The sequence below is a fragment of the Corynebacterium sp. MSK008 genome (assembly GCF_030232585.1).
Classification (GTDB): domain Bacteria; phylum Actinomycetota; class Actinomycetes; order Mycobacteriales; family Mycobacteriaceae; genus Corynebacterium.
This window is the reverse complement of sequence record NZ_JASPJX010000014.1, coordinates 1-25,506: the sequence shown is the minus strand read 5'-3', so window position 1 is coordinate 25,506 and position 25,506 is coordinate 1. Positions and strand designations below refer to the sequence as shown.

The window sequence follows — 25,506 nt, the reverse complement described above, 5'->3', positions numbered from 1 at the left end:
GCAGGGTACGCTGGCTCACCATGAACGACACTCCCACCCACTCCACCGGCACGCAGGGCTCCACCGCGTTTTTCACGGACATGTACGAGCTGACCATGCTCGACGCCGCCATTAAGGACGGCACCGCCCAGCGCGACTGCGTCTTCGAGGTCTTCGGCCGCCGCATGCCCAACGAGCGCCGCTACGGCGTGGTCGCAGGCACTGAGCGTGTGCTCGATGCCATCACCAAGTTCCGCTTCACGCAGGACCAGCTGGACAACGCCGACTTTCTCTCCCCGGAGGCACGCGAATACCTGGAAAACTACAAGTTCTCCGGGCAGATCGACGGCTACCGCGAGGGCGACCTGTACTTCCCGTACTCGCCGATTATGACGGTGCGCGGCACGTTCGCGGAGTGCGTGATCCTGGAGACGGTCCTTCTGTCCATCCTCAACGCCGATTCCGCGGTCGCCTCGGCCGCCTCCCGCATGGTCTCGGCCGCGGACGGACGCCCGATCATCGAGATGGGCTCGCGCCGCACCAACGAGCAGGCGGCCGTCTCCGCCGCGCGCGCCACCTACATCGCCGGCTTCAACGCCACGTCCAACATGGAGGCCTCGCTGCGCTACGGCATCCCCGCCTCCGGCACCTCCGCCCACTCCTGGACGCTGCTGCACGTGGACGAGGACGGCAACCCGGACGAAAAAGCCGCGTTCAAGGGCCAGATCGACACCCTCGGCGTGGACACCACGCTGCTGGTGGACACCTACGACATCACCAAGGGCGTGGAAAACGCGCTCGAGGTCGCCGGCACGGAGCTGGGTGCGGTGCGCATCGACTCGGGCGACCTGGGCATCGTCTCCAGGCGGGTGCGCAAGCAGCTGGACGAGGCAGGCGCCTTCAACACCCGCATCATCGTCTCCTCCGACCTGGACGAATTCGCCATCGCCGGCCTGCGCGGCGACCCGGTGGACGGCTTCGGCGTGGGCACCTCCGTGGTCACCGGCTCCGGCGCCCCCACCGCGGGCCTGGTGTACAAGCTGGTGGAGGTGGAAGGCCACCCCGTGGCCAAGCGCTCCTCCGGCAAGGTCACCTACGGCGGCGGCAAGTCCGCGCTGCGCGCCTACCGCTCCTCGGGTGTTGCTGTGGGTGAGGTGATCCACCCGCTCGGCGTGGACGTGCCGCGCAAGCCGAACTTGGAGTACCGCGAGATGACGGTGCCGCTGATCCGCGACGGCGAAATCGTGGACGGCCAGCCCAGCATCGAGGAGATCCGCGAGCTGCACGCGGCCGCCCGCAAGACGCTGCCGTGGGAGGGCCTGGCCCTGTCACGCGGCGAGGTGGCCATCCCGACGAAGTTCGTCGGCTTCCCGGAGCCCACCGAGTAGGCCGTGGCAGCAGAAGAACCGCTCACCCAGTCCACCACCGACCTGCTCGCCGCCGCGGTCGAAGCCCTCGGCGGCTCACGCCGCCCCGGCCAGGTGAAAATGGCCGAGGCTGTAACCAATGCCCTCGATACAGAGCGCCACCTGGCCGTGCAGGCGGGCACGGGCACCGGCAAGTCCCTGGCCTACCTGGTCCCCGCCATCCGCCACGCCCAGGCGCACGGCACCACCGTGGTGGTGTCGACGGCGACGATCGCGCTGCAGCGGCAGCTCGTCGATAGGGATTTGCCCCGGCTGGCGGACGCGCTCGAGCCGCTGCTGCCCGAGCGGCCCACCTTCGCCATTCAAAAGGGCCGCAACAACTACTTGTGCAAGCATAAGCTGATGCTTGATAGCGCGCCCGCGGAGTCCCTGATCGAGGAAGAGGACTTGTCCTGGCTGGGCAAACACGTCAAGCGTGTGGCCGAGTGGGCGCAGGAAACCGAGACGGGCGACCGCGACGACCTGGTCCCAGGCGTGCCGGACATGGCGTGGCGGCAGGTCTCGGTGACCTCCAACGAGTGCCTCGGCGCGACCCGCTGCCCGCACGGCGAAGAGTGCTTCGCGGAGCTCGCCCGCGAGCGCACCAAGGACGTGGACATCGTGGTGACCAACCACGCGCTTTTGGCTATCGACGCGCTCGCGGACGTCGCCGTCCTGCCCGAACACGACGCCGTGATCATCGACGAGGCCCACGAGCTCGACGGCCGCATCACCTCCGTGGCCACTAACGAGATCTCCGCGCGTGCGCTGGCGATGGCCGCCCGCCGCGCCGGCAAGCTCGGCGCGGAGCGCGACACGCTCGAAGGCGTCATCGACGACTTCACCGCTGCCATCGACCTGGAGGCCCCGGGGCGCTGGGAAACCATCTCGGAGCCGGCCCGTGGCGCTTTCGCCGCGCTTCGCGACGCGCTGTGGAAGACCCGCACCGCCATCTCCGACGCCCCGCCCGGCGAGTCCGAGAACGACCCGGAGAAGTTCGCCGAGCGCGCCAACCTGCGCAACCACTTAGAGGACCTGCACGACGCGGTGGTGCGCATCCTCGAGGTCTTCGACGAGCCGGACCCCGCCAAGCACTCGGACGTGGTGTGGCTGACACGCTCCGAGCGCTACGGCGACTCGGTGTCGGTTGCGCCCCTGTCAGTGGCGGGTCTTTTGCACGAGAGGCTCTTCGGCGAGAAGACGGTCGTGCTCACCTCCGCCACGTTGACTGTGGGCGGCAACTTCAACGCCATGGCGGCCGCCTGGGGCCTGCCCCAGGGCACCTGGGACTCGCTCGACGCCGGCACGCCGTTCGACCCGCGCAAGTCCGGCATCCTCTACACCGCCCGCCACCTGCCCACCCCGGGCCGAGACGGGCTGTCCGCGGAGACACTGGACGAGATCGCGGAGCTGATCACCGCCGCCGGCGGGCGCACCCTCGGCCTGTTCTCCTCGCGCCGCGCCGCCGAGCAGGCCGCCGAAGCCATGCGAGCGCGTCTTCCCTTCGACATCCTGCTGCAGGGCGAGGACTCCACCGGCACGCTCGTGGACACCTTCGCCAAGAACGAAAACTCCTGCCTGTTCGGCACCCTCACCCTCTGGCAGGGCGTGGACGTGCCGGGCAGCGCCTGCTCGCTGGTGATCATCGACCGCATCCCGTTTCCCCGCCCCGACGATCCCCTGCTGCAGGCGCGTTCCAACGCAGCCGACGCGGCGGGCCGCTCCGGGTTCATGGAGGTCTCGGCCACGCACGCCTCCCTGCTCATGGCACAGGGCGCGGGCCGCCTTTTGCGTTCTGTCGACGACCGCGGGGTCGTCGCCGTACTAGACAACCGGTTGGTGACCAAGCGCTACGGCTCGTTTATCCGGCGCAGCCTGCCGGCGTTTTGGGACACCACGGACGCGGAAACGGTGCGCGGGGCGCTCCGGAGGCTCGTGGCTAAGCAATAGCGATCGCAGTGGTGGAACCGGGCGCGACCTCCGTGAAGCCGGCGTCGCGCACCGCCACCGCCTCAGGGCGCGCGGCGAGCTCCGCGAACTCCTCGCGGGGCAGCTCGCGCACGTTCAGCGGGAAACCCGCCTCCGCCCACCGCTGCACCCACGCCGTGTCGCGCGCGGCCGCGAGCAGCATCGAGGCGTGCCCGGCCTGGGCCGCGGCCTTGCCCGCGGACATCTCCAGCGACGCGTCGAGCGCGATCAGCGGCGCGTGCGGGTCCCGCGGGAGCACCTCCCCCTGCTCAATCTCCGTGCCCTTGATCTGCAGCTTCGCAATCGCGTGCGGGACCTCAGAGACCGCAGAGGGGACAAACGCGCGCACGTTGCCGACGGTGACCCCGGGCAACGCCTGCACGTCGTCCCAGGCCTTGTTGCGGGCGCGGCGGGCGACCTTGCGGATGCGATGGGAGTACCAAGCGTCCAACGCATCGCGCCAAAACCCGTCCTGCCCCGCGCGCGGATCCAGGCAGACGGCCACGGCGGCGCGGGCGGCGTCTGCAAGCACCTGGTTGCGACTCGGAGGGTCCTGCTTAGGCAGGTTGATGGCCAGCTGCATCGCCTGCACGGTTTGCGGGTCTCGCGCGTCTTCGCTGCGGGCATTGTAGTCGCCCGACACACGGTCCTGCAGGAGCTGGTGGGCGGCGGCGATCATCTGCTCAGTCATCCGGGCCAGGGTACTCCCCATTGTCGCGGGCCCGAAACGACGAAAACCCCCGCCGAAGCGGGGGTTCGTTCAGGAGGCCGAGACGGGAATACTAGCTAGTAGCGCGAGCGTTACCCTCGACGCCGGCCAATTCGTGGTTGCCGCCCTTGCCCGAGTCGCGGTGACCGACGTGAGCCTCGCGGCGCAGGGTCTCCACCATGTGCGGGTAGTGCAGCTCGAACGCAGGACGCTCGGAGCGGATACGCGGAAGAGCGGTGAAGTTGTGGCGCGGCGGCGGGCAGGTGGTTGCCCACTCCAGGGAGTTGCCGTAACCCCACGGATCGTCGACGGTGACGATCTCGCCGTAGCGCCAGGACTTGAACACGTTCCAGATGAACGGCAGCATGCCGATGCCCAGGATGAACGCGCCAACCGTGGAGACCTGGTTCAGCAGCGTGAAACCGTCGGTGTCCAGGTAGTCGGCGTAGCGGCGCGGCATACCCATGTTGCCCAACCAGTGCTGGACCAGGAAGGTCATGTTGAAGCCGACGACGGTGAACCAGAAGTGGATCTTGCCCAGCTTCTCGTCCAGCATGCGGCCGGTCATCTTCGGGAACCAGAAGTACACGCCAGCGGTGGAAGCGAACACCACGGTGCCGAACAGGGTGTAGTGGAAGTGCGCAACCACGAAGTAGGAGTCGTGCAGGTGGAAGTCCAGCGGCGGGGAGGCCAGCATGATGCCCGTCAGACCACCGAAGAGGAAGGTGAACAGGAAGCCCACGGCCCACAGCATCGGGGTCTCAAACGTGAGGTGGCCGTTCCACATCGTGCCCAGCCAGTTGAAGAACTTCACGCCGGTCGGCACCGAGATGAGGAAGGTCATGAACGAGAAGAACGGCAGCAGGACCGCGCCGGTGGCGAACATGTGGTGCGCCCACACAGCCATGGACAGGCCAGCAATCGCCAGGGTGGCGAAGATCAGGCCGATGTAACCGAAGATCGGCTTACGGGAGAACACCGGGACGATCTCGGAGATCACGCCGAAGAACGGCAGAGCCAGGACGTACACCTCGGGGTGGCCGAAGAACCAGAACATGTGCTGCCACAGAATCGTGCCGCCGTTAGCGGTGTCGAAGATGTGGCCGCCGAGCAGACGGTCGTAGAGCACACCCATCGCCGCTGCGGTCAGCACCGGGAAAATCATCAGAGCGATGATGGAGGTGACAAAGATGGTCCAGGTGAACGCCGGCAGACGGAACATAGTCATGCCCGGCGCACGCATCGTCAGCACGGTGGTGAGCATGTTCACCGCGGAGGCGATGGTGCCCACACCGGTAGCACCCACACCGACAATCCAGAGGTTGGCGGAGACGGACGGGGTGTGCACAGCGTCAGCCAGCGGCATGTACATGGTCCAGCCGAAGTCGGCCGCGCCACCCGGGGTGACGAAGCCGGCGAGCATGGCGATGACGCCGATGCTGGTCACCCAGAAGCCGAACGCGTTCAGACGGGGGAAGGCCACGTCCGGAGCGCCGATCTGCAGCGGCAGCACGTAGTTGGCGAAGCCCCAGACGATCGGGGTACCGAACGCCAGCAGCATCACGGTGCCGTGCATGGTGAACAGCTGGTTGAACTGCTCGTTGGACAGGAACTGCAGGCCCGGGCTGAACAGCTCGGCGCGGATAAGCAGTGCCATCAGGCCTGCCACGAAGAACCAGACGAAGGACATGATGATGTACATGATGCCCAGTTCTTTGTGGTCAGTCGTGGTGAGTTGCTTGTAAATCTTCGAGCCCTTGCGAGCATTGCCCGTCGGCTCGGGGCGTGTCGGCGGGACGTAATTATCCAGCCGCGGTGCCACAGCGGTCATCTGATCCTCCTGACTACAGCAGCTGCACCCCGTCCAGCTCACGCCGGATTGAGCACAGATGCCACGAGTGATACCGGATCAGCATAACGTTCTGCACACTGTTTTTCCAGCCTCCGGCAATGCTGCCCCCGAGCGGGGTCAGCGTCTGGTCCCACCACCCCGGGCTGTTACTGGTGAGGCGCATGAGTACTGCACGGTAGGCAAGAAAAATCCCCGGCTCGCGGGTGCGAACCGGGGCCACCGAAGGTGCGTCGTAAAGCAAAGGCCTAGAAATCCCAGTCGTCGTCCTGGGTATCCTCCGCGCGACCGATGACGTAGGAGGAACCGGAGCCGGAAAAGAAGTCGTGGTTCTCGTCCGCGTTCGGCGACAGCGATGCCAAAATCGCAGGCGACACCTTCGTTTCGTCCACCGGGAACAGGCCCTCGTAGCCAAGGTTGTTCAGTGCCTTGTTGGCGTTGTAACGCAGGAAACGCTTCACGTCCTCGGTCCAGCCGAGCGCGTCGTAGATGTCCTCGGTGTACTGGTTCTCGTTCTCGTACAGGTCGTAGAGCAGCTCGAAGGCGTAGTCCTTCAGCTCCTCCTTGCGCTCCTCGGACTCGTTTCGCAGCGCCACCTGGTACTTGTAGCCGATGTAGTAGCCGTGCACCGCCTCGTCGCGGATGATCAGGCGGATAATGTCTGCGGTGTTCGTCAGCTTGGAGTGCACCGACCAGTTCAACGGCAGGTAGAAGCCCGAGTAGAACAGGAAAGACTCCAGCATCACCGAGGCGATCTTGCGCTTGAGCGGGTCGTCGCCCTCGTAGTAGCTCAGGATGATCTTCGCCTTGCGCTGCAGGTACTCGTTCTCCTCGGACCAGCGGAATGCGTCGTTAATCGCGGGCGTGTCCGCAAGCGTCATAAAGATGTTGGAGTAGGACTTCGCGTGCACCGACTCCATAAACGCAATGTTGGTCAGCACCGCCTCTTCGTGCAGCGAGTTCGCGTCCGGCAGCAGCGAGACCGCGCCGACGGTGCCCTGGATGGTGTCCAGCAGCGTCAGGCCAGTGAACACGCGCATGGTGGCTTGCTTTTCCTCGTCGTTGAGGGTGTTCCAACTCGGAATGTCGTTGGACACCGGAATCTTCTCGGGGAGCCAAAAATTGCCGGTCAGGCGATCCCACACTTCAAGGTCCTTGTCGTCCGGGACGCTATTCCAGTTGATAGCCTTCACCGGCTTCTCGTGGGACTCGAGGTAACGCGCGTAATCGTCAGTCATGCCGACCATCCTACTTCAGTGTCAAGCGCCCCGGGTTACCTCCTCCGCCCCGCCCGTAAGCTGCCCCGGCGCAATGTCCAGACGGGGCGGGGGCATGACATAAACTACTCGCATATTGCTGCATACATCATCCCTTAAAAAGGAGGTCTCTCCGTGACTGCGAGCGGTCATCGGTCCTCTCAGCCCTTGCTTTCGTCGATCCTGGACACGCTCGGCGGGGAAATCGTCTCCGGCAAGCAGCCGGAGGGCCACACGTTCACCCTCCACGACCTGTCCGAGCGTTTCGGCATTTCCCGCACCGTCGCCCGCGAGGCGATGCGCGCGCTGGAGCAGCTGGGCCTGGTGTCTTCGTCCCGGCGTGTGGGGTTGAAGGTGCTGCCGCAAAGCGAGTGGAACGTGTTCGACCACTCGATCATTTCGTGGCGCCTGCGCAGCGAGGAGCAGCGTCCCGCCCAGCTCGCGTCGCTGCGTGAGCTTCGCGACGCCATCGAGCCGACCGCCGCCCGCCTCGCCGCCGCCAACGCGACGTCCGAGCAAGCGCGCCGCCTGTGCGAGCTGGCAGACCAGATCGTCGAGCTGGCCGGGCAGGAAGGCGGCAACTCCGAGGCCTTCCAGGAGGCGGACCTGGAGTTCCACGCGCTCATGCTCGAAGCGTCGGACAACGAAATGTTTGTGGCGCTGACCCCGCCGATCATGGACATCATGTCCGGCCGCGCGCTCTACGGCATCATGCCGGACGACCCGCACGTGGACACAATGCAGATCCACGTGGATCTCGCCCAGGCAATCTCCTCCGGCGACGCCGATGCTGCAGAAGATGCTTCTCGACGTCTACTCCGCGGCGTCAACGATTTCATGGAGATGTAACTCTCCCGCGCCTTGCAAACGAAAACCGCTGATCTGCTAGTTTCCCAAAAACGGAACTCACCGATCAGCGGTTTTCTCGTCGAGAAGCACGCGCTCCCCTACAGCATGCAGGAGACGCAACCCTCGATCTCGGTGCCTTCCAGCGCCATCTGGCGCAGGCGGATGTAGTACAGGGTCTTGACACCCTTCTTCCACGCGTAGATCTGTGCGCGGTTGATGTCGCGGGTGGTCACCGTGTCCTTGAAGAACAGGGTCAGCGACAGGCCCTGGTCGACGTACTTCGTGGCCACCGCGTAGGTGTCGATGATCTTCTCGTAGCCGATCTCGTAGGCGTCCTTGAAGTAGTCGATGTTCTCGTTGTCCATGTGCGGCGCCGGGTAGTAGACGCGGCCGATCTTGCCTTCCTTGCGGATCTCAATCTTGGAGGCGATCGGGTGGATCGAGGACGTGGAGTTGTTGATGTAGGAAATCGAGCCGGTCGGCGGCACCGCCTGCAGGTAGCGGTTGTAGATGCCGTCGCGGGCGACGTCTTCCTTCAGCTGCGCCCACTCCTCCGCCGTCGGCACGGCGATGTTGGAGTTGGCGAACAATTCCTTGACCTTGTCGGTTGTGGGCTGGAAGTCCGCCGGGTCGTAGCGGTCGAAGAATTCGCCGGTGGCGTACTCGGACTTGGCGAAGTCCGCGAACGCGGTGCCCTTCTCCACGGCAATCTTGTGGGAGGCGCGCAGGCACTGGTACATCACGGCGGCGAAGTAGGCGTTGGTGAAGTCCAGGCCTTCCTCGGAGCCGTACTCGATGTGCTCGCGGCCGAGGTAGCCGTGCAGGTTCATCTGGCCCAGGCCGATGGCGTGGGAGGCGTCGTTGCCGTCGCGCACCGGCGGCACGGAGTCGATGGAGGTCTTGTCTGCCACGGCGGTAAGCGCGCGAATGGAGGTCTCGACGGTTTTGGCAAAGTTGTCGGAGTCCATCGCCATCGCGATGTTCAGCGAGCCCAGGTTGCAGGAGATGTCGTGGCCGGTCTCGGCGTAGGTCAGGTCCTCGTTCAGCACGGACGGGGAGTTGACCTGCAGGATTTCCGAGCACAGGTTGGACATGTTGATGCGGCCGGTCTTCACCGGGTTCGCGCGGTTCGCCGTGTCCTCGAACATGATGTACGGGTAGCCGGACTCGAACTGGATCTCGGCGATAGTCTGGAAGAAAGAACGCGCAGAGATCTTGGACTTGCGGATGCGCGGGTCTTCGACCATCTCCTCGTACTTCTCGGTCACGGAGATATCCGCGAACGGCACTCCGTAGACGCGCTCGACGTCGTACGGGGAGAACAAGTACATGTCGTCGTTTCGCTTGGCCAGCTCGAAGGTGATGTCCGGGATGACCACACCGAGCGAGAGGGTCTTGATGCGGATCTTCTCGTCCGCGTTCTCGCGCTTGGTGTCCAAAAAGCGCATGATGTCCGGGTGGTGGGCGTTGAGGTACACCGCACCCGCACCCTGGCGTGCGCCGAGCTGGTTGGCGTAGGAGAACGCGTCTTCCAAAAGCTTCATCACGGGGATGACACCGGAGGACTGGTTCTCGATGTGCTTGATCGGCGCGCCGGATTCGCGGATGTTGCTCAAAAGCAGTGCGACGCCGCCGCCGCGCTTGGACAGCTGCAGCGAGGAGTTGATGGCGCGCCCGATGGACTCCATGTTGTCTTCGATGCGAAGCAGGAAGCAGGACACCAGCTCGCCGCGCTGCGCCTTGCCGGCGTTCAAGAACGTCGGGGTGGCGGGCTGGAAGCGGCCGGTCATGATTTCGTCCACAAGCGCGAATGCGAGTTCCTCGTTGCCGTCGGCGAGGAAGAGCGCGGTCATGGCGACGCGGTCCTCGAAGCGCTCGAGGTAACGGCGCCCGTCGAAGGTTTTCAGCGTGTAGGAGGTGTAGTACTTGTACGCGCCCAGGAAGGACTTGAAACGGAACTTGTAGGAGTACGCGCGCTTAAACGTGTCCTTAATAAAGTTCCAGTCGTACTTCTCTATGGTGTCCGGCTCGTAGTACTTGTTGGTGACCAGGTAGTCGATCTTTTCTTCCAGGTCGTGGAAGTAGACCGTGTTCTGGTTGACGTGCTGGAGGAAGAACTGGTTCGCGGCCTCGCGGTCCTTGTCAAACTGGATCTGGCCGTTGTCGTCGTACAGGTTCAAAAGCGCGTTGAGCGCGTGGTAATCCAGCTGGTCGCTTTCGTTGACCGGCTCCGGGACATTCTTACCGACAGTCTGGGTAGTCACATCTCGTCCTTCATCGTGTTCTTGAGTATTTACCGGCGTATTTTTCGCGCAGTTTTGCCAAGCGCTCGGATTCGTCTGGAGCATCTTGCCTATCGACGACCTCCGGACCCCCACGCAGCCCCAACCTTCCAGCGTTCTGGACCAGTTGGCGGCGCACGTGCGCAACGTCCTCGGCCGAGCCCATGAGCTCGAACCGGTACAAGTACGGGACCTTACACTTGTCGGCAATCACCGTCCCGGCGAGGCAGTAATCTGCGCCGAAGTTGGAGTTTCCGGCGGCTATGACACCCCGGATCAAACTCCGGTTGCTTTCATTGTTGAGGAAGCGGATCACCTGCCCCGGCACCGGCCGCGAGTTGCCGCCGCTGACACTCGCCCCGCCACCGTATGTGGGGCAGATGAGCACGTACGGCTCGTCGACGTTCAGTTCCGGATCGTTCCTGCGCAACGGGATGCGCTGGGACGGGAGGCCGAGCTTCTCCACAAACCGCTTCGTGTTCTCCGTCGCGGAAGAGAAGTAGACCACCAGCATGGCAGCCGCCTTTCTTCGTGTTGAGTTTTCTGCTGTGTGGGTGGCGTGTGTGGCGCCTCTCCCCCTCTGCCCGCCCCGCTCCCGCCCCCCCCTTTTCGCCAAATCCAGCTACTAGGATCCAGCTATCTGCCGTATTTCGGCCGTTAGCTGGGTCTTACTAGCTGGATCCACGGGAGCGAGCGGCCGGACGCGCGAGGGTCGCGGGGCCCGCCGCTTACGCAGCAGCGGCGAGGCCCTTGATGCGGTCCGGACGGAAACCGGACCAGTGCTCACCGTTCGCCTCGACGACCGGGGCCTGCACGTAGCCGAGGGCCATGACGTAGTCGCGGGCCTCGTCGTCCATGGAGATGTCAACCGTGGTGAACTCAAGGCCGGCCTTGGTCAGGGCCTTCTCGGTTGCCTTGCACTGCATGCAGGCCGGCTTGCTGTAAACGGTGATCGACATAGTTCTTCAGGCTCTTTCTGTGCGGGTCTTCGACCGGGTTTCGACAGGGTTTCGACGCTTTTTCTCGCTTCCCCGGCTCCCCCGGGGCAACACCAAGAGACACTATACCTTGGGGGAAAGTTCGGCAACTGCTACTACATGTAGTAGTTACACGGGTGGTATTCCCAGGATAGAGGGAGCAAATCACCTACATGTAGTTAGAACATGGACAGCCAACTGCTCCCAAGCGTGTAATTCGGCCGAAAATTACAGCAAAAAGCCCCGCCACCAAACGGTGACGGGGCGGGATTCGCGCTTAGCCCTGGCGAGCCTTGAAGCGGGGATCCTTCTTGTTGATCACAAAAACCTTGCCGTGGCGGCGCACAACCTGAGCGCCCGGCTTGTTCTTCAGCGACCGAAGCGACTTGCGGACCTTCATCGGGCGCTCCTTTCTGCTCGGATTACCTGCAATTAGCGACCACCGGCGGCTGCCGGGTCGCAACACGGGGGTAAATGTTACACACCGGACGCGCTGAATCAAAACCTCCTACCATGAGCGCCATGCAGTCAGACATCATCACCGCCCTCGGCGTGGCACCGACCATCAACCCGGAAGAAGAGATCACCCGGCGCGTGCAGTTCCTGGTGGACTACCTGGACGCCACCGGCGCGAAAGGGTACGTACTCGGCATTTCCGGCGGGCAGGACTCGACGCTCGCCGGGCGTCTGGCGCAGCTGGCGGTAGAGAAACGCCGCGCGGCCGGGGGCGACGCGACGTTTGTGGCGGTGCGGCTGCCGCACGGCGTGCAGGCGGACGAGGACGACGCGCAGCTGGCGCTCAAGTTCATCCAGCCCGACGAGACGGTCACGGTGGACATCGAACCCGCCACCACCGCCATGGCTTCCGCGGTGGCCCACGCGCTGAAAGCGGACAGCCTCGGCGACTTCAACAAAGGCAACGTCAAGGCGCGCATGCGCATGATCGCCCAGTACGCCATCGCCGGCGAGCGCGGCCTTCTGGTGGTGGGCACGGACCACGCGGCGGAGAACGTCACCGGGTTCTTCACCAAACACGGCGACGGCGCCGCCGACCTCGTGCCGCTGGCCGGGCTGAACAAGCGCCAGGGCGCTGCGCTTTTGGACCACCTCGGCGCCGACCCCCGCCTGTGGGAGAAGGTCCCCACCGCGGACCTGGAGGAGGACCGCCCCGCGCTTCCCGACGAAGACGCGCTCGGCATCACCTATGCCCACATCGACGACTACCTGGAGGGCAAACAGATCCCGCAAGAGGCCGCCGAGCGCCTCGAGCACCTGTGGCGTGTCGGCCAGCACAAGCGCCACCTGCCGCCGGGCCCGAACGACACCTGGTGGCGCTAGGGCAGGTCCCCGAAGGGGTGCAGCACCGTCGCCCCTGCCCGCGAGGCTGCCGCTGCCTGCTTGCGGTCCAAGGTGATGAACGGACAGTCCGTTCCCACAGCCTGCAGGTGCGCCCACGTCCCCACGTGCAAGGCGTCGAGCGCTTTTACCTCACCACTGACCGCTGCTGCGGCTGCGATTGCCTGATCGTCCACTTTCGCGAACGAGACTGCCGAAATCACCGGGCGGAGATAGTCGCCCAACTGCCCCACCCGGTGAACAAAACGTGCTAGTTCCACTTTGGCGATGGCCGAACTCACGGCCTCTTGCCCCGCCAAGACCTCTCTCGCCCACGCGCCGTACGACTCATTGCCAATCGACGCAATGAGCACGGACGAGTCGACGTATACAACGGGCCCATCCTTATTCATCTCCCTCACCCTTGCCTGCGTGAGTGCTGTCCAGGGTGCGGAGGTCCGCCATCACCCGCTCCAGGCGGTCCTCACCGCGCTCCTCCTCAAGCCATTCCTCCAGAGTGAAGTCGAGCTGGATGGGTTCCCAGTCCACTTCGAACGGTTTCCCCCTCTGCTCCAGGAGCCCCAGTTCCTCAAGCCGGTCCAAGCCTGTTTTCTGGCTCACCGGATGAATTTCCGCAATCGGCCGTCCCCTATCCGTCACCGTCAATGCAATCCCCTCCTTCACCACACGGTCGATCACCGCACGCGTCTTTTGGTTCAGCTCCCGCATTGATACGGCGGCACTACCCGCCTGCTCAGCCAGCAGCTCTTGCAGCCGTTCCTCAACACCCATGCGACACCTACCTGTTGTATTACATGTATTACAACGCAGCGTAGCGGGCATTCACATCCCGGTCAACCCCTAGCCCACCACGCGCAGGGTCTCCTCCGCCGCGCTCACGAGCGCGGAGCCGTAGGACGGGCCGTGCGTCCACGCGTGCACCGCCAGCGGGTGCAGCTGGTGCACCGCGATGCGCCGCTGCCAGTCGCTGCCCAAATCGCCCCCGGCATCCAAGTACCCGTCCACGATCGCGCTGAAATGCGGCGCGCCGAACAGCTCCAGCATGGCGATGTCAGTCAGCGGGTGTCCGCCGTGTGCCGCAGGGTCGATAAACCGCGGCCCCTCCGACCCAAACAGCAGGTTGCCCGCCCACAGGTCGCCGTGGATACGCGCAAGCGGGGCGCTCTCGTCTTCTTCAAGCAGCGCATTGCATGCTTGCTTGACGACGTCCATTCCGCCGTCCCCGAGATTCCCCACCCTCAGCGCCTTTTCCGCAAATGGCAGCACCCGCTGCTTAACGTAGAACTCGGCCCAGCGCTCGGTGGGCTCGCACGCCTGCTGGCGGGTGCCGATGAAGTTGGGGCCGTCCCACTCGTCCGCGGGCGCGCCGAACGCGGCGGCCCCCATGGCGTGGATGGCGGCCAGCTCCCGGCCGGCCTCGCGTGCCGCGTCCACGGTCGGACGGGCCGAATCCACTTTCTCGATGGTCAGCGTGTTCGCGTCCTCGTCTAGCTCCAGCACCTCCACCACCGCGGTGGAACCCTCGCGCAGCCAGCGCAGGTACGCGGCTTCCGCGGCGGCCGCTCCCGGCGCGCTGCCGTGCTTCACAAACGTGTCAGACATCGATGCCCTCCAATCGCAGTAGGAAACGTTTTGCCTCTGTCCCGCCACGGTAACCGCCAAGTTGACCGTCGCTGCGCAGCACCCGGTGGCACGGGATGAACAGCGGCAGCGGGTTGGTCGCGCACGCGCTGCCCACCGCGCGCACTGCCTTGGGGTTGCCCACCGCGCGGGCGAGCTGCGCGTAGGTGGTGGTCTCCCCGTACGGGACTTTCGCCAGCTCCCGCAGCACCGCAGCGCGGAACTCAGTCACGCCCGTTAAATCCAGCGGCACGGTGAATTCTCGGCGCGTGCCGGCGAAGTATTCGGTCAGTTCTTGGGTAACCAGGGGGCTCGCCGAAGGTTCGTCGATAGGCAACTGCTCCCCCTCGAAGCAGACGCGGGTGACGCCGCTCTCACTGGCGACGAGGCGCAACGGTCCGATCGGTGACGCAAACATGCAGCTCAGCGTAGCTCGCAACCACTATGATTTCGCTACACTCCTGGCCATGCACCGGAAACTTACAACCGCCCTCGCCTGCGCCGCGGCCCCGCAACGCAAAAACTGCCCGGCCGAACAGCCGGGCAGTTGCATTTCTACGTGGAGCTAACGGGATTCGAACCCGTGACCCCCACACTGCCAGTGTGGTGCGCTACCAACTGCGCCATAGCCCCGTACGACGACCAAACCGTCGCAAGGAATATGTAGTTGTGGAGTGGAGCTAACGGGATTCGAACCCGTGACCCCCACACTGCCAGTGTGGTGCGCTACCAACTGCGCCATAGCCCCTTGGATAACTCACGTAAATATACAGCCGGGCGCGCGGGCCTCCAAATCCCCAGCGGGAAAGTGAAACCGCCCCACCCCGAACCCGGAGTGAGGCGGTGAAAACGCTATCAACAACAGCGCTTAGAGGCTGGCCAGAACCTCCGGCCAGTAGTTACGTGCGGAATCCTTCTTCTCATCCAGGGAGGGGTCGCCCACAATCTCCCGGAGTTCCTCGATGTCGACGATGTCTTCAATGTCCTTGCCGTCGACCAGGACGCGCGGGGTCCACGCCTCACCGGTCTCGTCCTCCTGGTACTTCATGTTCTCGGAGCCCATACGCTTGGCGGTCTCGATGTACTTGCCGTCGCGGATGTCCTGGATGGCGGCGTCGGAGGCCTCGTAGTCCTTGGCCAGGTCTGCGAAGCCGTCGTTGTCGTACTTGTTGTACGCGGACTGCTGGTTCTGGAACAGGTAGTCGCGGACGGTGAACGCCTGCGCCAGGTCACCGTTGGCGATCAGGGCCAGCTCGGCGGCGAGCGCCTTGGTGGAGTGGCCTTCCTGGCCGTTGTCCAGCGCAACCATCGGGCGCAGGTCCACGTTGATCTCGCCGGCCTTGAGCTTCTCCAGCATCGCCTCGTCGGTGGAAATGTGCAGTTCCGCACAGTAGGAGCAGGAGAAGTCTTCGAGCAGCTCGGCGGTGTTCGCGTCGGCGTTGTCGCCGGTGAGGTGGATGGTGTTTTCCTCCCCGTCCCAGGCAACGTTGATGCCCTCGACGTCGATCATCTCTTCCTGGATGGCGGCGCTGCGGTTTTCGCGGCCGTTGAAGACGATCAGGCCGATCACCACGAGGGCGATGGCCAGGACGGCGAGGACTGCCCAGATGAAGGCGGCGTTGCCCTTCTTATTCGGGTTTTCCACTTTGCGTGTGGTCACAGTTATCTCCTGTTGTATGTGCCTGACGGCATGGCGGGTACAGCTTTACCCCTACAAGCTTAGGGGTAGATAGCGAACTTCTTAAACGGGCGCCACATCATGAACCCGGTGATGGCGATGTAGCCCACATCGCGCGCCACGGTGACGAGCAGGTTGCTCTCGCCCTCGGTGGCCGCCGACGGGTCGAAGCAGCCGCAGTCGATCACCAGCCCGCGCTGCCACGCGGAGAGCATGCCGATGATGAACAGCGTCAGCACAATGATGGAGACCTTGCCGGACCAGCGCAGCTTAATACCCAGAAGCAGCAGCAGCCCGCCGGCCACTTCAAGGGGCCCGATGATGTGGGCGAGCAGGTAAGACCAGTCGGGGGTGAAGATCTCGTAGGCCTCGATGGTCTTGGTCACGTCGAGGGGGGCGCCGAGCTTCGCAATGCCCGCGTCCAGCCACACGTACGCCATGTAGAAGCGCGCAAGCGCCGAGAGGATGTCCAGCACCAGCGTTTTCGTGGTGTGCTCGGGCGCTGGGGTTGTTGTTGTACTCACAGGTCGTACGTTACTCCACTAGCTGCCCAAAACCTCAGTTACGAGCGCCTTGGCTTCCTGCTGCACCTGCTTCAGGTGCTCCTCGCCCTTGAAGGACTCGGCGTAGATCTTGTACTTGTCCTCGGTGCCGGACGGCCGCGCCGCAAACCACGCGTTTTCGGTGGTCACCTTCAGCCCGCCGATGGTGGCACCATTGCCGGGAGCTTCAGTCAGCTTTGCGACGATAGCTTCGCCCGCCAACGTATCCGCCGAAACCTGGCCAGCCGACAGCGCCTTGAGCTTGGCCTTTTCTTCGCGGCCGGCCGGGGCGTCGATACGCGCGTAGGCCGGTGCGCCGTACTCGGCCTCGAGCTCCGCGTAGCGCGCCGACGGCGTCTTGCCGGTCACGGCGGTGATCTCCGCGGCGAGCAGGTCCATGATCAACCCGTCCTTGTCGGTGGACCAGACGGTGCCGTCCTTGCGCAAGAACGACGCGCCGGCGGACTCTTCGCCGCCGAAGCCGATGGTGCCGTCGATGAGCCCCGGCACGAACCACTTGAAGCCGACGGGCACTTCCACCAGCTCGCGGCCGAGCGACGCGACGACGCGGTCGATCATGGAGGACGACACCAGGGTCTTGCCCACCGCGGTGCCTTCGGACCAGCCGTCGCGGTGGCTGAACAGGTACTCGATGGCCACGGCCAGGTAGTGGTTCGGGTTCATCAGGCCCGCGTCGGGGGTGACGATGCCGTGGCGGTCCGCGTCCGCGTCGTTGCCGGTGGCCAGGTCGAACTTGTCGCGGTTGTGCACCAGCGACGCCATGGAGTTGGGGCTGGAGCAGTCCATGCGGATCTTGCCGTCGGTGTCCAGCGTCATAAACCGCCAGGTGGCGTCCACGTGCGGGTTGACCACCTCGAGGTTCAGCCCGTAGCGCTCGCCGATGGCGCCCCAGTAGTCCACGCTCGCCCCGCCCATCGGGTCGGCGCCGATGTGCAGGCCAGATGCCTTGATCGCGTCCATGTCCACCACGTTGCCCAGGTCGGCAACGTAGTGGTCGAGGTAGTCGAACTTCCCGGCGCGCTCGTCCAGCACGCCCATGACAGGAGTGCGCTTCACGCCGTCGAGGCCTGCGGCGATGTACTCGTTGGCACGCTTGGCAATCCAGTCCGTGGCCTCTGCCGGCGCGGGCCCGCCGGTGGGCGGGTTGTATTTGAAGCCGCCGTCGCGCGGCGGGTTGTGGGACGGGGTCACCACAATGCCGTCGGCCTTGCCGCCGGTGTGGGTCAGGATGGCGTGGGAGACGGCCGGGGTGGGCGTGTAGCGGCCGGAGGCGTCGACAAGCACTTGCACCTCGTTGGCAATGAGCACCTCGAGCGCGGAGACCATCGCCGGCTCGGACAGGGCGTGGGTGTCGCGGCCGATGTAGACCGTCCCGTCGATGCCTTCGCCACGGCGGTAGTCCACGATCGCCTGCGTTGTGGCCAGGATGTGCGCCTCGTTGAACGCGTTGTCCAGGGAGGAGCCGCGGTGGCCGGAGGTGCCGAAGGCGACCTGCTGGTCCGGGTTTTGCGGGTCGATGTCGCGGGTGTAGTAGGCGGTGACCACCTCGGCGATGTCGATGAGGTCGTCCTCGCGGGCGGGCTGGCCGGCGCGTTCGTGTGCCATGGGAATGCTCCTTGTGTCTCAGGCAGAGTCCTTTCCACCATCATCGCCCGTGAATGTATTTCCTGCCACCTATATATTATTCACCTGACTGTATGTTTTACTATTCGGCATGGCTGACACCTTGAACGACATCCTCAGTGCCATCTCCACCTTCGTCTGGGGACCGTTCCTGCTCATCCCCCTGCTGCTGGGCACCGGCCTGTTCCTCACCATCCGCCTGCGCGGCATCCAGTTCCGCACCCTCGGCCGCGCCACCCGCCACGCGTTCGTGGACAAGTCCGAGGAAGGCGCGGGCGACATCTCCAACTACCAGGCGCTGACCACCGCCCTGGCCGCCACGGTGGGCACCGGCAACATCGTCGGCGTGGCCACCGCGATCTCCATCGGCGGGCCCGGCGCGCTGTTTTGGATCTGGCTCACCGGCATCGTCGGCATGGCATCGAAGTACTCCGAGGCCTACCTCGGTGTCCGCTTCCGCACCACCGACAAGAAGGGCAAGCAGCAGGGCGGGCCCCACGAGTACTTAAAAACCGGTGTCGGCGGTGGCTTCGGCAAGTTCCTCGCCGCGGCGTTTACCCTGTTCACCATCTTCGCCTCCTTCGGCATCGGCAACCTCGCCCAGGGCAACTCGATCGCCGCGGGCATGAACGATGCCTTCGGCATCAGCGCCAACGTCGCCGGCGTGATCATCTTCTTCGCCGTCGGCGCGGCCGTGCTCGGTGGCATCGAGGGCATCGGCAAGATCACCGCCGCGTTCGTGCCGCTGATGATCGTCATCTATGTCGGCGGCGGCATCACCGCGCTGGTGCTCATGGCGGACCGGGTGCCGGAGGCCATCGCCACCATCTTCACCGACGCGTTCACCGGCACCGCGGCCACCGGCGGCTTTGTCGGCTCGGGCATCATGCTGGCCATCCAGTTCGGTGTGGCCCGTGGCATTTTCTCCAACGAGTCCGGCATGGGCTCCGCCGCCATCGCCGCCGCGGCTGCGAAAACGCAGCACCCGGCGCGCCAGGCGCTGGTGTCCATGACCCAGACGTTCATCGACACCATCCTCGTGGTCACCATCACCGGCCTGGTCATCGTCACCGCCGGCACCTGGGACATGGGCCGCGACCAGGCCGCCATCATGACCGCCACCGCCTTCGAGACGGCCCTGCCCGGCGAATGGGGCAGCCTGATCGTCTCCGTCGCCCTGATCTTCTTCGCGTTTTCCACCATCCTGGGCTGGTCCTACTACGGCGAGCGCGCCATCGTGGCGCTGTTCGGCGACTGGGCCTCCATCCCCTACCGCATGTTTTTCACTGCCCTGTCGTTTGTCGGCGCGGTGGCGTCGTTGGAGCTGGCGTGGACGTTCTCCGACCTGTCCAACGGGCTGATGGCCATTCCGAACCTCATCGGCTTGCTCATTCTGTCGGGCTTGGTGGTGCGCGAGACCCGCGAGTACCTCGCCTGGGACCCGAAGCTGACTAAGACGCCGGAAGAGGTCGCCGACTTCGTGGAACGCCAGGAAATGGACTGGCGTTAGACTGCCAGCCGTGGACACATTCCGGACAGCACTCACGGTTGGGCTCGGGGCGGGCCTTGGGGCCGTCGTCAGGCATCTTGTGCTCCTATATGCCGCACCCGGGTCCACGGCGGCGCTCGCACTGACCTTCGCCGTCAACATCGCAGGCTGCTTCGCCATGGGCCTATTCAAACCGGGCCCGCTGTGGGGCGCGGGGTTCCTCGGTGGTTTTACCACCTTCTCCGCGATTTCGGTGGCGGCAATGCAGTCGGATGCGATCGTCGCGCTGGTCATCGTTGCACTTAGCTTTGCTACGTCTATAGTCTCCTACCTTCTCGGCCACACCCTCCGGGAGCGGCGCCATGGCTAGCTGGCTCGGATTGGCACTCACGCTCGCGGTGGTGTTCGCCGGCGGCGTGCTCGGCGGCATGTCCCGCTACGGCCTGACCCGGCTGATTGAAAACGCCCGCGCCGCCACCTTCGCCGCCAACACCGTCGCCTGCACCATCGCCGGTTTCGCCGCCACCGCTCCAATCGCGTGGCAGATCGGGCTCGGCGCCGGGTTCGCAGGGGCGCTTTCCACCTGGTCCACCTTCGCCCGCGAGCTCGGCGACCTGATCACCGCCGGGCGGCACCGTCAGGCCCTGCGCTACGCCCTGCGCACCGCGGTGCTGGGCATCGTCGCCGCCTGGTTCGGCATGCGCTGGGGCCTTCGCGCCTTCGCCGGATAGGGCGCTAAGGTGGACAAATGTGCAGTTCGATGACCTAACAACCGGCCTTTCCGTGGCGCTGGGCGCGGGGCTTGGAGCTGTCGCGCGCTACATCGTGCTGATCTGGGTCAACCCCACCACGCCCGAAGCGCTCGCACTGACCGTGATCTCTGCGGTGAACCTCGTCGCCTGCTTCGCCATGGGCCTGTTCCAACCCGGCCCATTCTGGGGCGTGGGCTTCCTCGGCGGGTTTTCCACCCTGTCCGCGGTGTCCCTGACCGCGGTGTCGGATTCTCCGGTGTGGGCCGGGTTCATCATTGTGCTCAGCCTCACCACCGCCACCCTGGCCTGGATGGCCGGCGACGCCACCCGGGGGCGCCGACATGCCTAACCTGCTGCCCCTGCTCATCGGAGTTGCGGCCGTGTTCATCGGCGGCATGCTGGGCGGGTTCGCCCGTTGGCTGCTCATGCGCCAGATCCACAGCCCGCTTGCGTCCACGTTTGCGGCGAACGTCTCGGCCGCCGCAGTGATCGGGTTCGCGGCGGCGGCGCCGGGCGTGTGGCGCGTCGGCATCGGCGTCGGCTTCGCCGGGGCATTGTCCACCCTGTCCATGCTCGCGCGCCAACTCGGCGAGATGGTCGAAAGCGGCGAATTCGTCCTCGCCGTGAAATACGGGGTGGGCACCGCCCTCGCCGCCATCACGGCCTCGGCGGTCGGCGTGTACGGGTTCGGGTAAGCCCCCTACTCCGCGATCGCGTCCAGCGGCGGCGTCTTCGCGGCCCTGCCCGCCGGCCACACCGCGGCCAACAGGCCGACCAGGAACGACCCTACGAGGACGGTGAGGATGAGCGGCCACGGGACGATGATCGTCGTCAAGCCTTTTGCCTCAAGGACGGTGAGGAACGCCCACCCCAAACCGAGCCCCAACAGCACGCCCAAGACAGCCCCGTAGACGGTCATCTGCACCGACTCCAGCGTGATCATCGTGCGGACCTGGCGGCGCTGCGTGCCCACCGCGCGCAGCATACCGATCTCCTGGCGCCGCTCAATCACCGACAGCGTCAGCGTGTTCACGATGCCCAGCACCGCGATCACCACCGCCAGCGACAACAGCGCGTACAAGATGAACAGCATCTGGTCGATCATCGCGGAGACCTCGCCCGCCATGTCCTGCGTGGAGCGGACCTGCACCACGATGTCGTGCCGCACCTCTTCCTCGAGATTCGCGCGCAGCTGGGTCTCGCCGACGGTGCCGTCGTTGTTGACGCCGATCATGAGGATCCGGCCCGTGCCGCGCGCACCCGTGGCCGCGGCCGCCTCGTCGGAGACCACGAAGGACTGCAAGATATTCGACGTTTCAAACAGCCCGCCCAGTGTGGCCTCGACCGACTCGCCGGTGGGGCCAGCAACCGTCAACGTGTCGCCGACGTGCCAGCCGTGCTCCTGCGCCAGCGACGCCGGTGCGATGACGGTGTTGCCATCCAAGCTGGAGCTGCCCTCAACCACATCCAGGGCAATCAGGTCCGCCGGGTCGCCCTGCAGCACATCCGTCACACCAAAGCCGCCGAGCTGGTAGCCGAAATGCCCGCCCACCGTGATCGGCGCTTGGGTGTAAGCGGCCGTCTCACCGGCACCGTCCACCGCACCCAGGCGCTCCGGCAGGTCCTCCGGCAGCGGGAACACCCCGTTCTGCGGGCCGGAGAGCACGAAGTCCGCGGCAACCTCGCTGGTGGCGACGTCATCCACCGAGCGCTTCATCGACGCGCCCAGCATGCCAATCACCGTCACCAGCGCGATACCCAGCATCAGTGCAAAGGCCGTGGTGGCGGTACGCCGCGGGTTGCGGCGCGTGTTCGTGGACGCGAGTGTGCCCACCGCCCCGAACGGCAGCCCGATCACCCGGCCCAGCGGCGGCACCACCGGCAGGCTCAGCGCCGGGCCGGCCAGGAACAGACCGGTGATCGCGGCCAGCGCCGCCGCGCCCACCAGGGCGGCGCGGCGGCCGGTGGCCCCGTCGTCCCAGCCCATCGCGTACACCGCTGCTGCCACGCCCGCGGCGACCAGGACCAGGCCCGCGATCGTGCGCCAGCGCAGCGGCTGCGGGGTGGCGGCCTCGCTGGAGCGCATCGCCTCCACCGGCTTGACCTGCCCCGCTTTGCGAGCCGGCGCCAGCGCCGACAGCACGGTCACCAGCGTGCCCACCACCAGCGGCACCACCACCGCGCGCGTGGAAAGCCCGGTGCCCGCATCCGGCAGCGGCATGCCGTAGCGCGCCATCGCCACCCGGATCAGCGCCACGAGCCCCACGTCGCCGGCGACGCCGAGCGCGGAACCAATCACACCGACCAGCGCGGACTCGAACGCCACCGAGCGCGTGATCTGACCGCGCGACGCCCCCAACGCGCGGAGCAAGGCAAACTCGCGTGTGCGCTGCGCCACGATCATGGAGAACGTGTTCGCGATGAGGAAAGTCCCCACCAGAAGCCCCACCAGACCGAACGCGACCAGGAAGTAGCTGACAAAACTCAAACCCTCGCGGATCTGCTGGGACAGCTCCTCCGCCACATCCGCGCCCGCGCGCACCTCCAACTCAGGAAAATCGCGTTTCAGCCTATCGACGACCCCCTGTCCCCCATCCACCGTCACCGCCGGCACCGACGCGTCATCCCTGTACACGTCGAGGTACGCCTGCTCGCCCACCCGCATCACCAGCGACGTCTCCTGCGCCAGCGGGTCCTCGTACAGCCCCGTGACGGTGAACTCGTTGCGCCCGTCCTTGTCCACCACGATGAGCTTCTCGCCCATCTCGATGCCATAGTTGCGCGCGCCATTCGCGTTGACGGCGATGTCGCCGGTGGCGGTGGGAGCGGAGCCGTCGATAAGCACAGGCGCCCTCCCCACAGCCTCATCCTCTCCATAGAAGGGCATGAGGCGGGCGGTGCCAAGCTGCGTCTGAATCGCAACTTCATCTTGCCTAGCGACGACCACAGGCACATCCACGAACACATTCACCCGATCGACACCCTCGGCCTCCTTGACCGCGTCAAACGTGTCCCTGTCGATGCTGCCCTCAGTCGGGCGCACCACCGCATCCACGTCCTCGAGAGCCGTATCCACCGCCGAATCGAACGTGGCAGACAGCATGTTCGTGAACATCAGCGCACCGGACAGGAACGCCGTGCCGAGCACAACCGCCAGCACCGTCAGCGCGAGACGCAACTTGTGCGTCGCGACGTTGCGCAGCGACACCTTCGTCAACGTGTTGGCCATCTAGTCCTCCATGCCAGCCATGACGCGGAGGATGGAATCCATGTCCGGGCCGCGCATCTCGTCGACGATGTTGCCGTCGCGCAGGAACACCACCCTGTCGGCATAGGACGCAGCTCGGGCGTCATGCGTGACGATGACCACCGTCTGCCCATCCTTATCCACCGACGTACGGAGAATGTCCAGGACCTCACGCGACGCGTTGGAATCCAGGTTGCCGGTCGGCTCGTCGCCGAAAATGAGCTCCGGGCGGCTCACCAGCGCTCGGGCGCAGGCGACGCGCTGCTGCTGGCCTCCCGACAGCTCCGCCGGACGGTGATCCAGGCGCTTCGCCAGGCCAAGTCTTTGGGTGACCTCCTCGAACCATTGGGGGTCCACCTTGCCACCCGCGATATTCGTCGGCAACTCGATGTTCTCAGCGGCGGTGAGCGTGGGCACCAGGTTGAAGGACTGGAAGATGAACCCGAGACGGTCGCGCCTCAGAGCCGTGAGCTCCTTGTCGTTGAGCTGGGATAAATCCGTCTCGCCGATATACGCTTCGCCGCTCGTGGCGGAGTCCAAGCCCGCCATGACGTGCATGAGCGTGGACTTACCCGACCCGGACGGTCCCATAATCGCCGTGAACTCGTTACGGCCGAACTCGATATCCACGCCGTCGAGCGCACTGACCTCGGTGTCGCCCTTGCCGTACGTTTTGACCAAGCCTACCGCCCGAGCCGCAACCCCGCTCGCTGTGGGTTCGGGTGTTCCTGCGCTGGGTGTTTCCGCGCTGCGTGTACCTGCCTCCGGGTTCCCGTCCGTCTCAGCCATCGAGGTCCGCCTTCCTATCCATTCACTCTTCCGGGACTATACGCACCCGGTAAGAGAGGGCAGATCGTCAGCTACTCCCTTGAAGAATTCGCGGGTGTGCCCCAATGATGGGTGGTGGGCTGGTTGTCCGCAATGCGGAGTCAGGCCCGATCTGTAGTTCGTGGGTGCGCACCAATGATGGGGCCGACTCTTGTTGTCCGCAATGCGGAGTCTGGACCGGTCCCGGGGTTTTGTGGGTGCGTTGTTGGTCGAGTAGCGGAGGTCGAGCCCATCGGTGTGCGCGGGCGTACTCGACGTCCGGTACTCGACTTTCGCCCCGCAGGAGGCGTCATCGCGGCTGCGCGTGCTGCCCCGCGGCCTCTATGCGCCCCCAGGTGACAGGTCCCGCCCCACCGGGTGGCAACGCCCCGGGTTGTCGTGGGTGGACACCAATGGTGGGCGGGGTCCGGTTGTCCGCAATGCGGAGGGATGGTTTCGCAGAAGTTGAAAAGCAGGCCGGTTTCCGCGTGCTGTCGCTGCGGCTGTTGAATCGTGGTTGTCAACGTCTACCAGCCCCGCCTGGGTATGCGGCGAGCTTCCTCGTGGTGGCGCTGTTGGTCGAGTAGCGGAGGTCGAGTGCAACGGTGTGCGCGGGCGTACTCGACGTCCAGTACTCGACTTCCGCACCGCAGGAGGCGTCAGCGTGGCAGCGCCTGCTGCCCCCGCGACCCCTATGTGCCCCCTATTGACAGGTCACACCCCGCCGGTGGTTACGCCCCGGTTGTCCGCAATGCGGAGTCTAGGCCCGGCCCCGGGGTTTCGTGGCTGCGTTGGTGGTCGAGTAGCGGAGGTCGAGTGCAACGGTATACGCGGGTGTACTCGACCACCGGTACTCGACTTCCGCCCCACAGGAGGGCACAGCGTGGCCGCGCCTGCTGCCCCCGCGGCCCCAATGTGCCCCCTAGTTTGCAGGTCCCGCCCCGCCCGGTGTTTGCCTTGGGGCCCGGCATATGAAAAAAGGGCACCCGCCACACAAACGGTTGTGTGGCGGGTGCCTGGTGTGAAGTTGTTGGGTCGGCGGTAACCTACTCTCCCACTCCCTCCCGGGAGCAGTACCATCGGCGCGGGCGGGCTT

Annotated in this window: 25 protein-coding genes and 2 tRNA genes; 9 read left to right on the top strand and 18 right to left on the bottom strand. The window is 65.3% G+C overall.

Going from position 1 to position 25,506, the window contains the following annotated elements; translation table 11 throughout:
• Nucleotides 1-20: 20 nt before the first annotated feature.
• Both QP996_RS10810 and QP996_RS10805 read left to right on the top strand, forming a co-directional pair.
• Nucleotides 21-1,367 carry a nicotinate phosphoribosyltransferase gene (locus tag QP996_RS10810; RefSeq protein WP_284872613.1) on the top strand — a complete coding sequence of 449 codons (1,347 nt, stop codon included), beginning with the start codon at nucleotides 21-23 and terminating at the stop codon, nucleotides 1,365-1,367.
• Between the two features lie 3 nt (nucleotides 1,368-1,370).
• On the top strand, nucleotides 1,371-3,335 hold the full coding sequence (locus QP996_RS10805) for an ATP-dependent DNA helicase (RefSeq protein WP_284872612.1): 1,965 nt from the start codon (nucleotides 1,371-1,373) through the stop codon (nucleotides 3,333-3,335).
• Here the strand turns inward: QP996_RS10805 and QP996_RS10800 are convergent.
• The 3 genes from QP996_RS10800 to nrdF form a co-directional block, all read right to left on the bottom strand.
• Nucleotides 3,325-4,044, bottom strand: a complete 720-nt coding sequence (locus QP996_RS10800) for a peptidyl-tRNA hydrolase (RefSeq protein WP_284872611.1) — start codon at nucleotides 4,042-4,044, stop codon at nucleotides 3,325-3,327. The genes QP996_RS10805 and QP996_RS10800 overlap by 11 nt on opposite strands.
• Before the next feature lie 91 nt (nucleotides 4,045-4,135).
• Entirely contained in the window at nucleotides 4,136-5,893 is a 1,758-nt protein-coding gene (gene ctaD / locus QP996_RS10795) for an aa3-type cytochrome oxidase subunit I (protein ID WP_284872610.1), read from the bottom strand.
• Nucleotides 5,894-6,159: 266 nt separating this feature from the next.
• Entirely contained in the window at nucleotides 6,160-7,149 is a 990-nt protein-coding gene (gene nrdF / locus QP996_RS10790; RefSeq protein ID WP_284872609.1) for a class 1b ribonucleoside-diphosphate reductase subunit beta, read from the bottom strand.
• A gap of 153 nt (nucleotides 7,150-7,302) precedes the next feature.
• Between nrdF and QP996_RS10785 the strand changes: the two genes are divergently transcribed.
• Nucleotides 7,303-8,016 (top strand): FadR/GntR family transcriptional regulator, encoded by a 714-nt coding sequence (locus QP996_RS10785; protein WP_284872608.1) that lies wholly within the window; start codon nucleotides 7,303-7,305, stop codon nucleotides 8,014-8,016.
• A gap of 98 nt (nucleotides 8,017-8,114) precedes the next feature.
• Here QP996_RS10785 and nrdE read toward each other — a convergent pair whose 3' ends face one another.
• The 4 genes from nrdE to ykgO form a co-directional block, all read right to left on the bottom strand.
• Nucleotides 8,115-10,280, bottom strand: a complete 2,166-nt coding sequence (nrdE, locus tag QP996_RS10780) for a class 1b ribonucleoside-diphosphate reductase subunit alpha (RefSeq protein ID WP_284872607.1) — start codon at nucleotides 10,278-10,280, stop codon at nucleotides 8,115-8,117.
• 10 nt (nucleotides 10,281-10,290) lie between these two features.
• Entirely contained in the window at nucleotides 10,291-10,812 is a 522-nt protein-coding gene (gene nrdI, locus QP996_RS10775) for a class Ib ribonucleoside-diphosphate reductase assembly flavoprotein NrdI (RefSeq protein WP_284872606.1), read from the bottom strand.
• Nucleotides 10,813-11,026: 214 nt separating this feature from the next.
• Nucleotides 11,027-11,257: a glutaredoxin-like protein NrdH gene (gene nrdH / locus QP996_RS10770; RefSeq protein ID WP_034998070.1), complete on the bottom strand. Its 231-nt coding sequence runs from the start codon at nucleotides 11,255-11,257 to the stop codon at nucleotides 11,027-11,029.
• Nucleotides 11,258-11,552: 295 nt separating this feature from the next.
• Nucleotides 11,553-11,675, bottom strand: a complete 123-nt coding sequence (gene ykgO / locus QP996_RS10765) for a type B 50S ribosomal protein L36 (RefSeq protein WP_012732041.1) — start codon at nucleotides 11,673-11,675, stop codon at nucleotides 11,553-11,555.
• A 113-nt stretch (nucleotides 11,676-11,788) separates the two neighbouring features.
• On the opposite strand from ykgO, the gene nadE reads away from it, so the two are divergent.
• Nucleotides 11,789-12,613 (top strand): NAD(+) synthase, encoded by an 825-nt coding sequence (gene nadE, locus QP996_RS10760; protein ID WP_284872605.1) that lies wholly within the window; start codon nucleotides 11,789-11,791, stop codon nucleotides 12,611-12,613.
• Here nadE and QP996_RS10755 read toward each other — a convergent pair.
• From QP996_RS10755 to pgm, 9 genes are all read right to left on the bottom strand, one after another.
• Complete coding sequence (locus QP996_RS10755; protein WP_284872604.1) at nucleotides 12,610-13,023, bottom strand: PIN domain-containing protein; 414 nt, start codon at nucleotides 13,021-13,023, stop codon at nucleotides 12,610-12,612. The two genes, nadE and QP996_RS10755, sit on opposite strands and share 4 nt — an antisense overlap.
• On the bottom strand, nucleotides 13,016-13,402 hold the full coding sequence (locus QP996_RS10750; RefSeq protein WP_284872603.1) for a type II toxin-antitoxin system Phd/YefM family antitoxin: 387 nt from the start codon (nucleotides 13,400-13,402) through the stop codon (nucleotides 13,016-13,018). Before QP996_RS10750 ends, QP996_RS10755 begins: the two co-directional genes overlap by 8 nt.
• Nucleotides 13,403-13,471: 69 nt before the next feature.
• Nucleotides 13,472-14,233 carry a fructosamine kinase family protein gene (locus tag QP996_RS10745; protein ID WP_284872602.1) on the bottom strand — a complete coding sequence of 254 codons (762 nt, stop codon included), beginning with the start codon at nucleotides 14,231-14,233 and terminating at the stop codon, nucleotides 13,472-13,474.
• The gene (locus QP996_RS10740) at nucleotides 14,226-14,669 is read right to left on the bottom strand and encodes a methylated-DNA--[protein]-cysteine S-methyltransferase (protein WP_284872601.1); all 444 of its coding nucleotides are present in this window, start codon (nucleotides 14,667-14,669) and stop codon (nucleotides 14,226-14,228) included. The genes QP996_RS10745 and QP996_RS10740 overlap by 8 nt, the downstream gene beginning before the upstream one ends.
• 142 nt (nucleotides 14,670-14,811) lie before the next feature.
• A tRNA-Ala gene (locus QP996_RS10735) sits at nucleotides 14,812-14,884 on the bottom strand.
• A gap of 42 nt (nucleotides 14,885-14,926) precedes the next feature.
• A tRNA-Ala gene (locus QP996_RS10730) sits at nucleotides 14,927-14,999 on the bottom strand.
• 120 nt (nucleotides 15,000-15,119) lie between these two features.
• Nucleotides 15,120-15,911 carry a thioredoxin domain-containing protein gene (locus QP996_RS10725; RefSeq protein ID WP_284872600.1) on the bottom strand — a complete coding sequence of 264 codons (792 nt, stop codon included), beginning with the start codon at nucleotides 15,909-15,911 and terminating at the stop codon, nucleotides 15,120-15,122.
• A 59-nt stretch (nucleotides 15,912-15,970) separates the two neighbouring features.
• Nucleotides 15,971-16,453 (bottom strand): MauE/DoxX family redox-associated membrane protein, encoded by a 483-nt coding sequence (locus tag QP996_RS10720; protein WP_284872599.1) that lies wholly within the window; start codon nucleotides 16,451-16,453, stop codon nucleotides 15,971-15,973.
• A gap of 18 nt (nucleotides 16,454-16,471) precedes the next feature.
• The gene (gene pgm, locus QP996_RS10715; protein WP_284872598.1) at nucleotides 16,472-18,097 is read right to left on the bottom strand and encodes a phosphoglucomutase (alpha-D-glucose-1,6-bisphosphate-dependent); all 1,626 of its coding nucleotides are present in this window, start codon (nucleotides 18,095-18,097) and stop codon (nucleotides 16,472-16,474) included.
• 109 nt (nucleotides 18,098-18,206) lie between these two features.
• Here pgm and QP996_RS10710 point away from each other — a divergent pair, with 109 nt between their 5' ends.
• From QP996_RS10710 to QP996_RS10690, 5 genes are read left to right on the top strand one after another with little or no spacing between them, the layout of a single operon-like run.
• Entirely contained in the window at nucleotides 18,207-19,625 is a 1,419-nt protein-coding gene (locus tag QP996_RS10710) for an alanine/glycine:cation symporter family protein (RefSeq protein WP_284872597.1), read from the top strand.
• 10 nt (nucleotides 19,626-19,635) lie between these two features.
• Nucleotides 19,636-19,974: a CrcB family protein gene (locus QP996_RS10705; RefSeq protein ID WP_284872596.1), complete on the top strand. Its 339-nt coding sequence runs from the start codon at nucleotides 19,636-19,638 to the stop codon at nucleotides 19,972-19,974.
• Entirely contained in the window at nucleotides 19,967-20,335 is a 369-nt protein-coding gene (locus QP996_RS10700) for a fluoride efflux transporter FluC (protein ID WP_284872595.1), read from the top strand. Before QP996_RS10705 ends, QP996_RS10700 begins: the two co-directional genes overlap by 8 nt.
• Nucleotides 20,336-20,354: 19 nt before the next feature.
• Nucleotides 20,355-20,705, top strand: a complete 351-nt coding sequence (locus QP996_RS10695) for a CrcB family protein (protein WP_284872594.1) — start codon at nucleotides 20,355-20,357, stop codon at nucleotides 20,703-20,705.
• Nucleotides 20,698-21,051: a fluoride efflux transporter FluC gene (locus QP996_RS10690; protein ID WP_284872593.1), complete on the top strand. Its 354-nt coding sequence runs from the start codon at nucleotides 20,698-20,700 to the stop codon at nucleotides 21,049-21,051. Before QP996_RS10695 ends, QP996_RS10690 begins: the two co-directional genes overlap by 8 nt.
• 5 nt (nucleotides 21,052-21,056) lie before the next feature.
• On the opposite strand, the gene QP996_RS10685 is transcribed toward QP996_RS10690, so the two are convergent.
• Together QP996_RS10685 and QP996_RS10680 are read right to left on the bottom strand one after the other, a co-directional pair.
• Nucleotides 21,057-23,585: an ABC transporter permease gene (locus QP996_RS10685; protein WP_284872592.1), complete on the bottom strand. Its 2,529-nt coding sequence runs from the start codon at nucleotides 23,583-23,585 to the stop codon at nucleotides 21,057-21,059.
• Complete coding sequence (locus tag QP996_RS10680; protein ID WP_284872591.1) at nucleotides 23,586-24,392, bottom strand: ABC transporter ATP-binding protein; 807 nt, start codon at nucleotides 24,390-24,392, stop codon at nucleotides 23,586-23,588.
• Nucleotides 24,393-25,506: the final 1,114 nt, after the last annotated feature.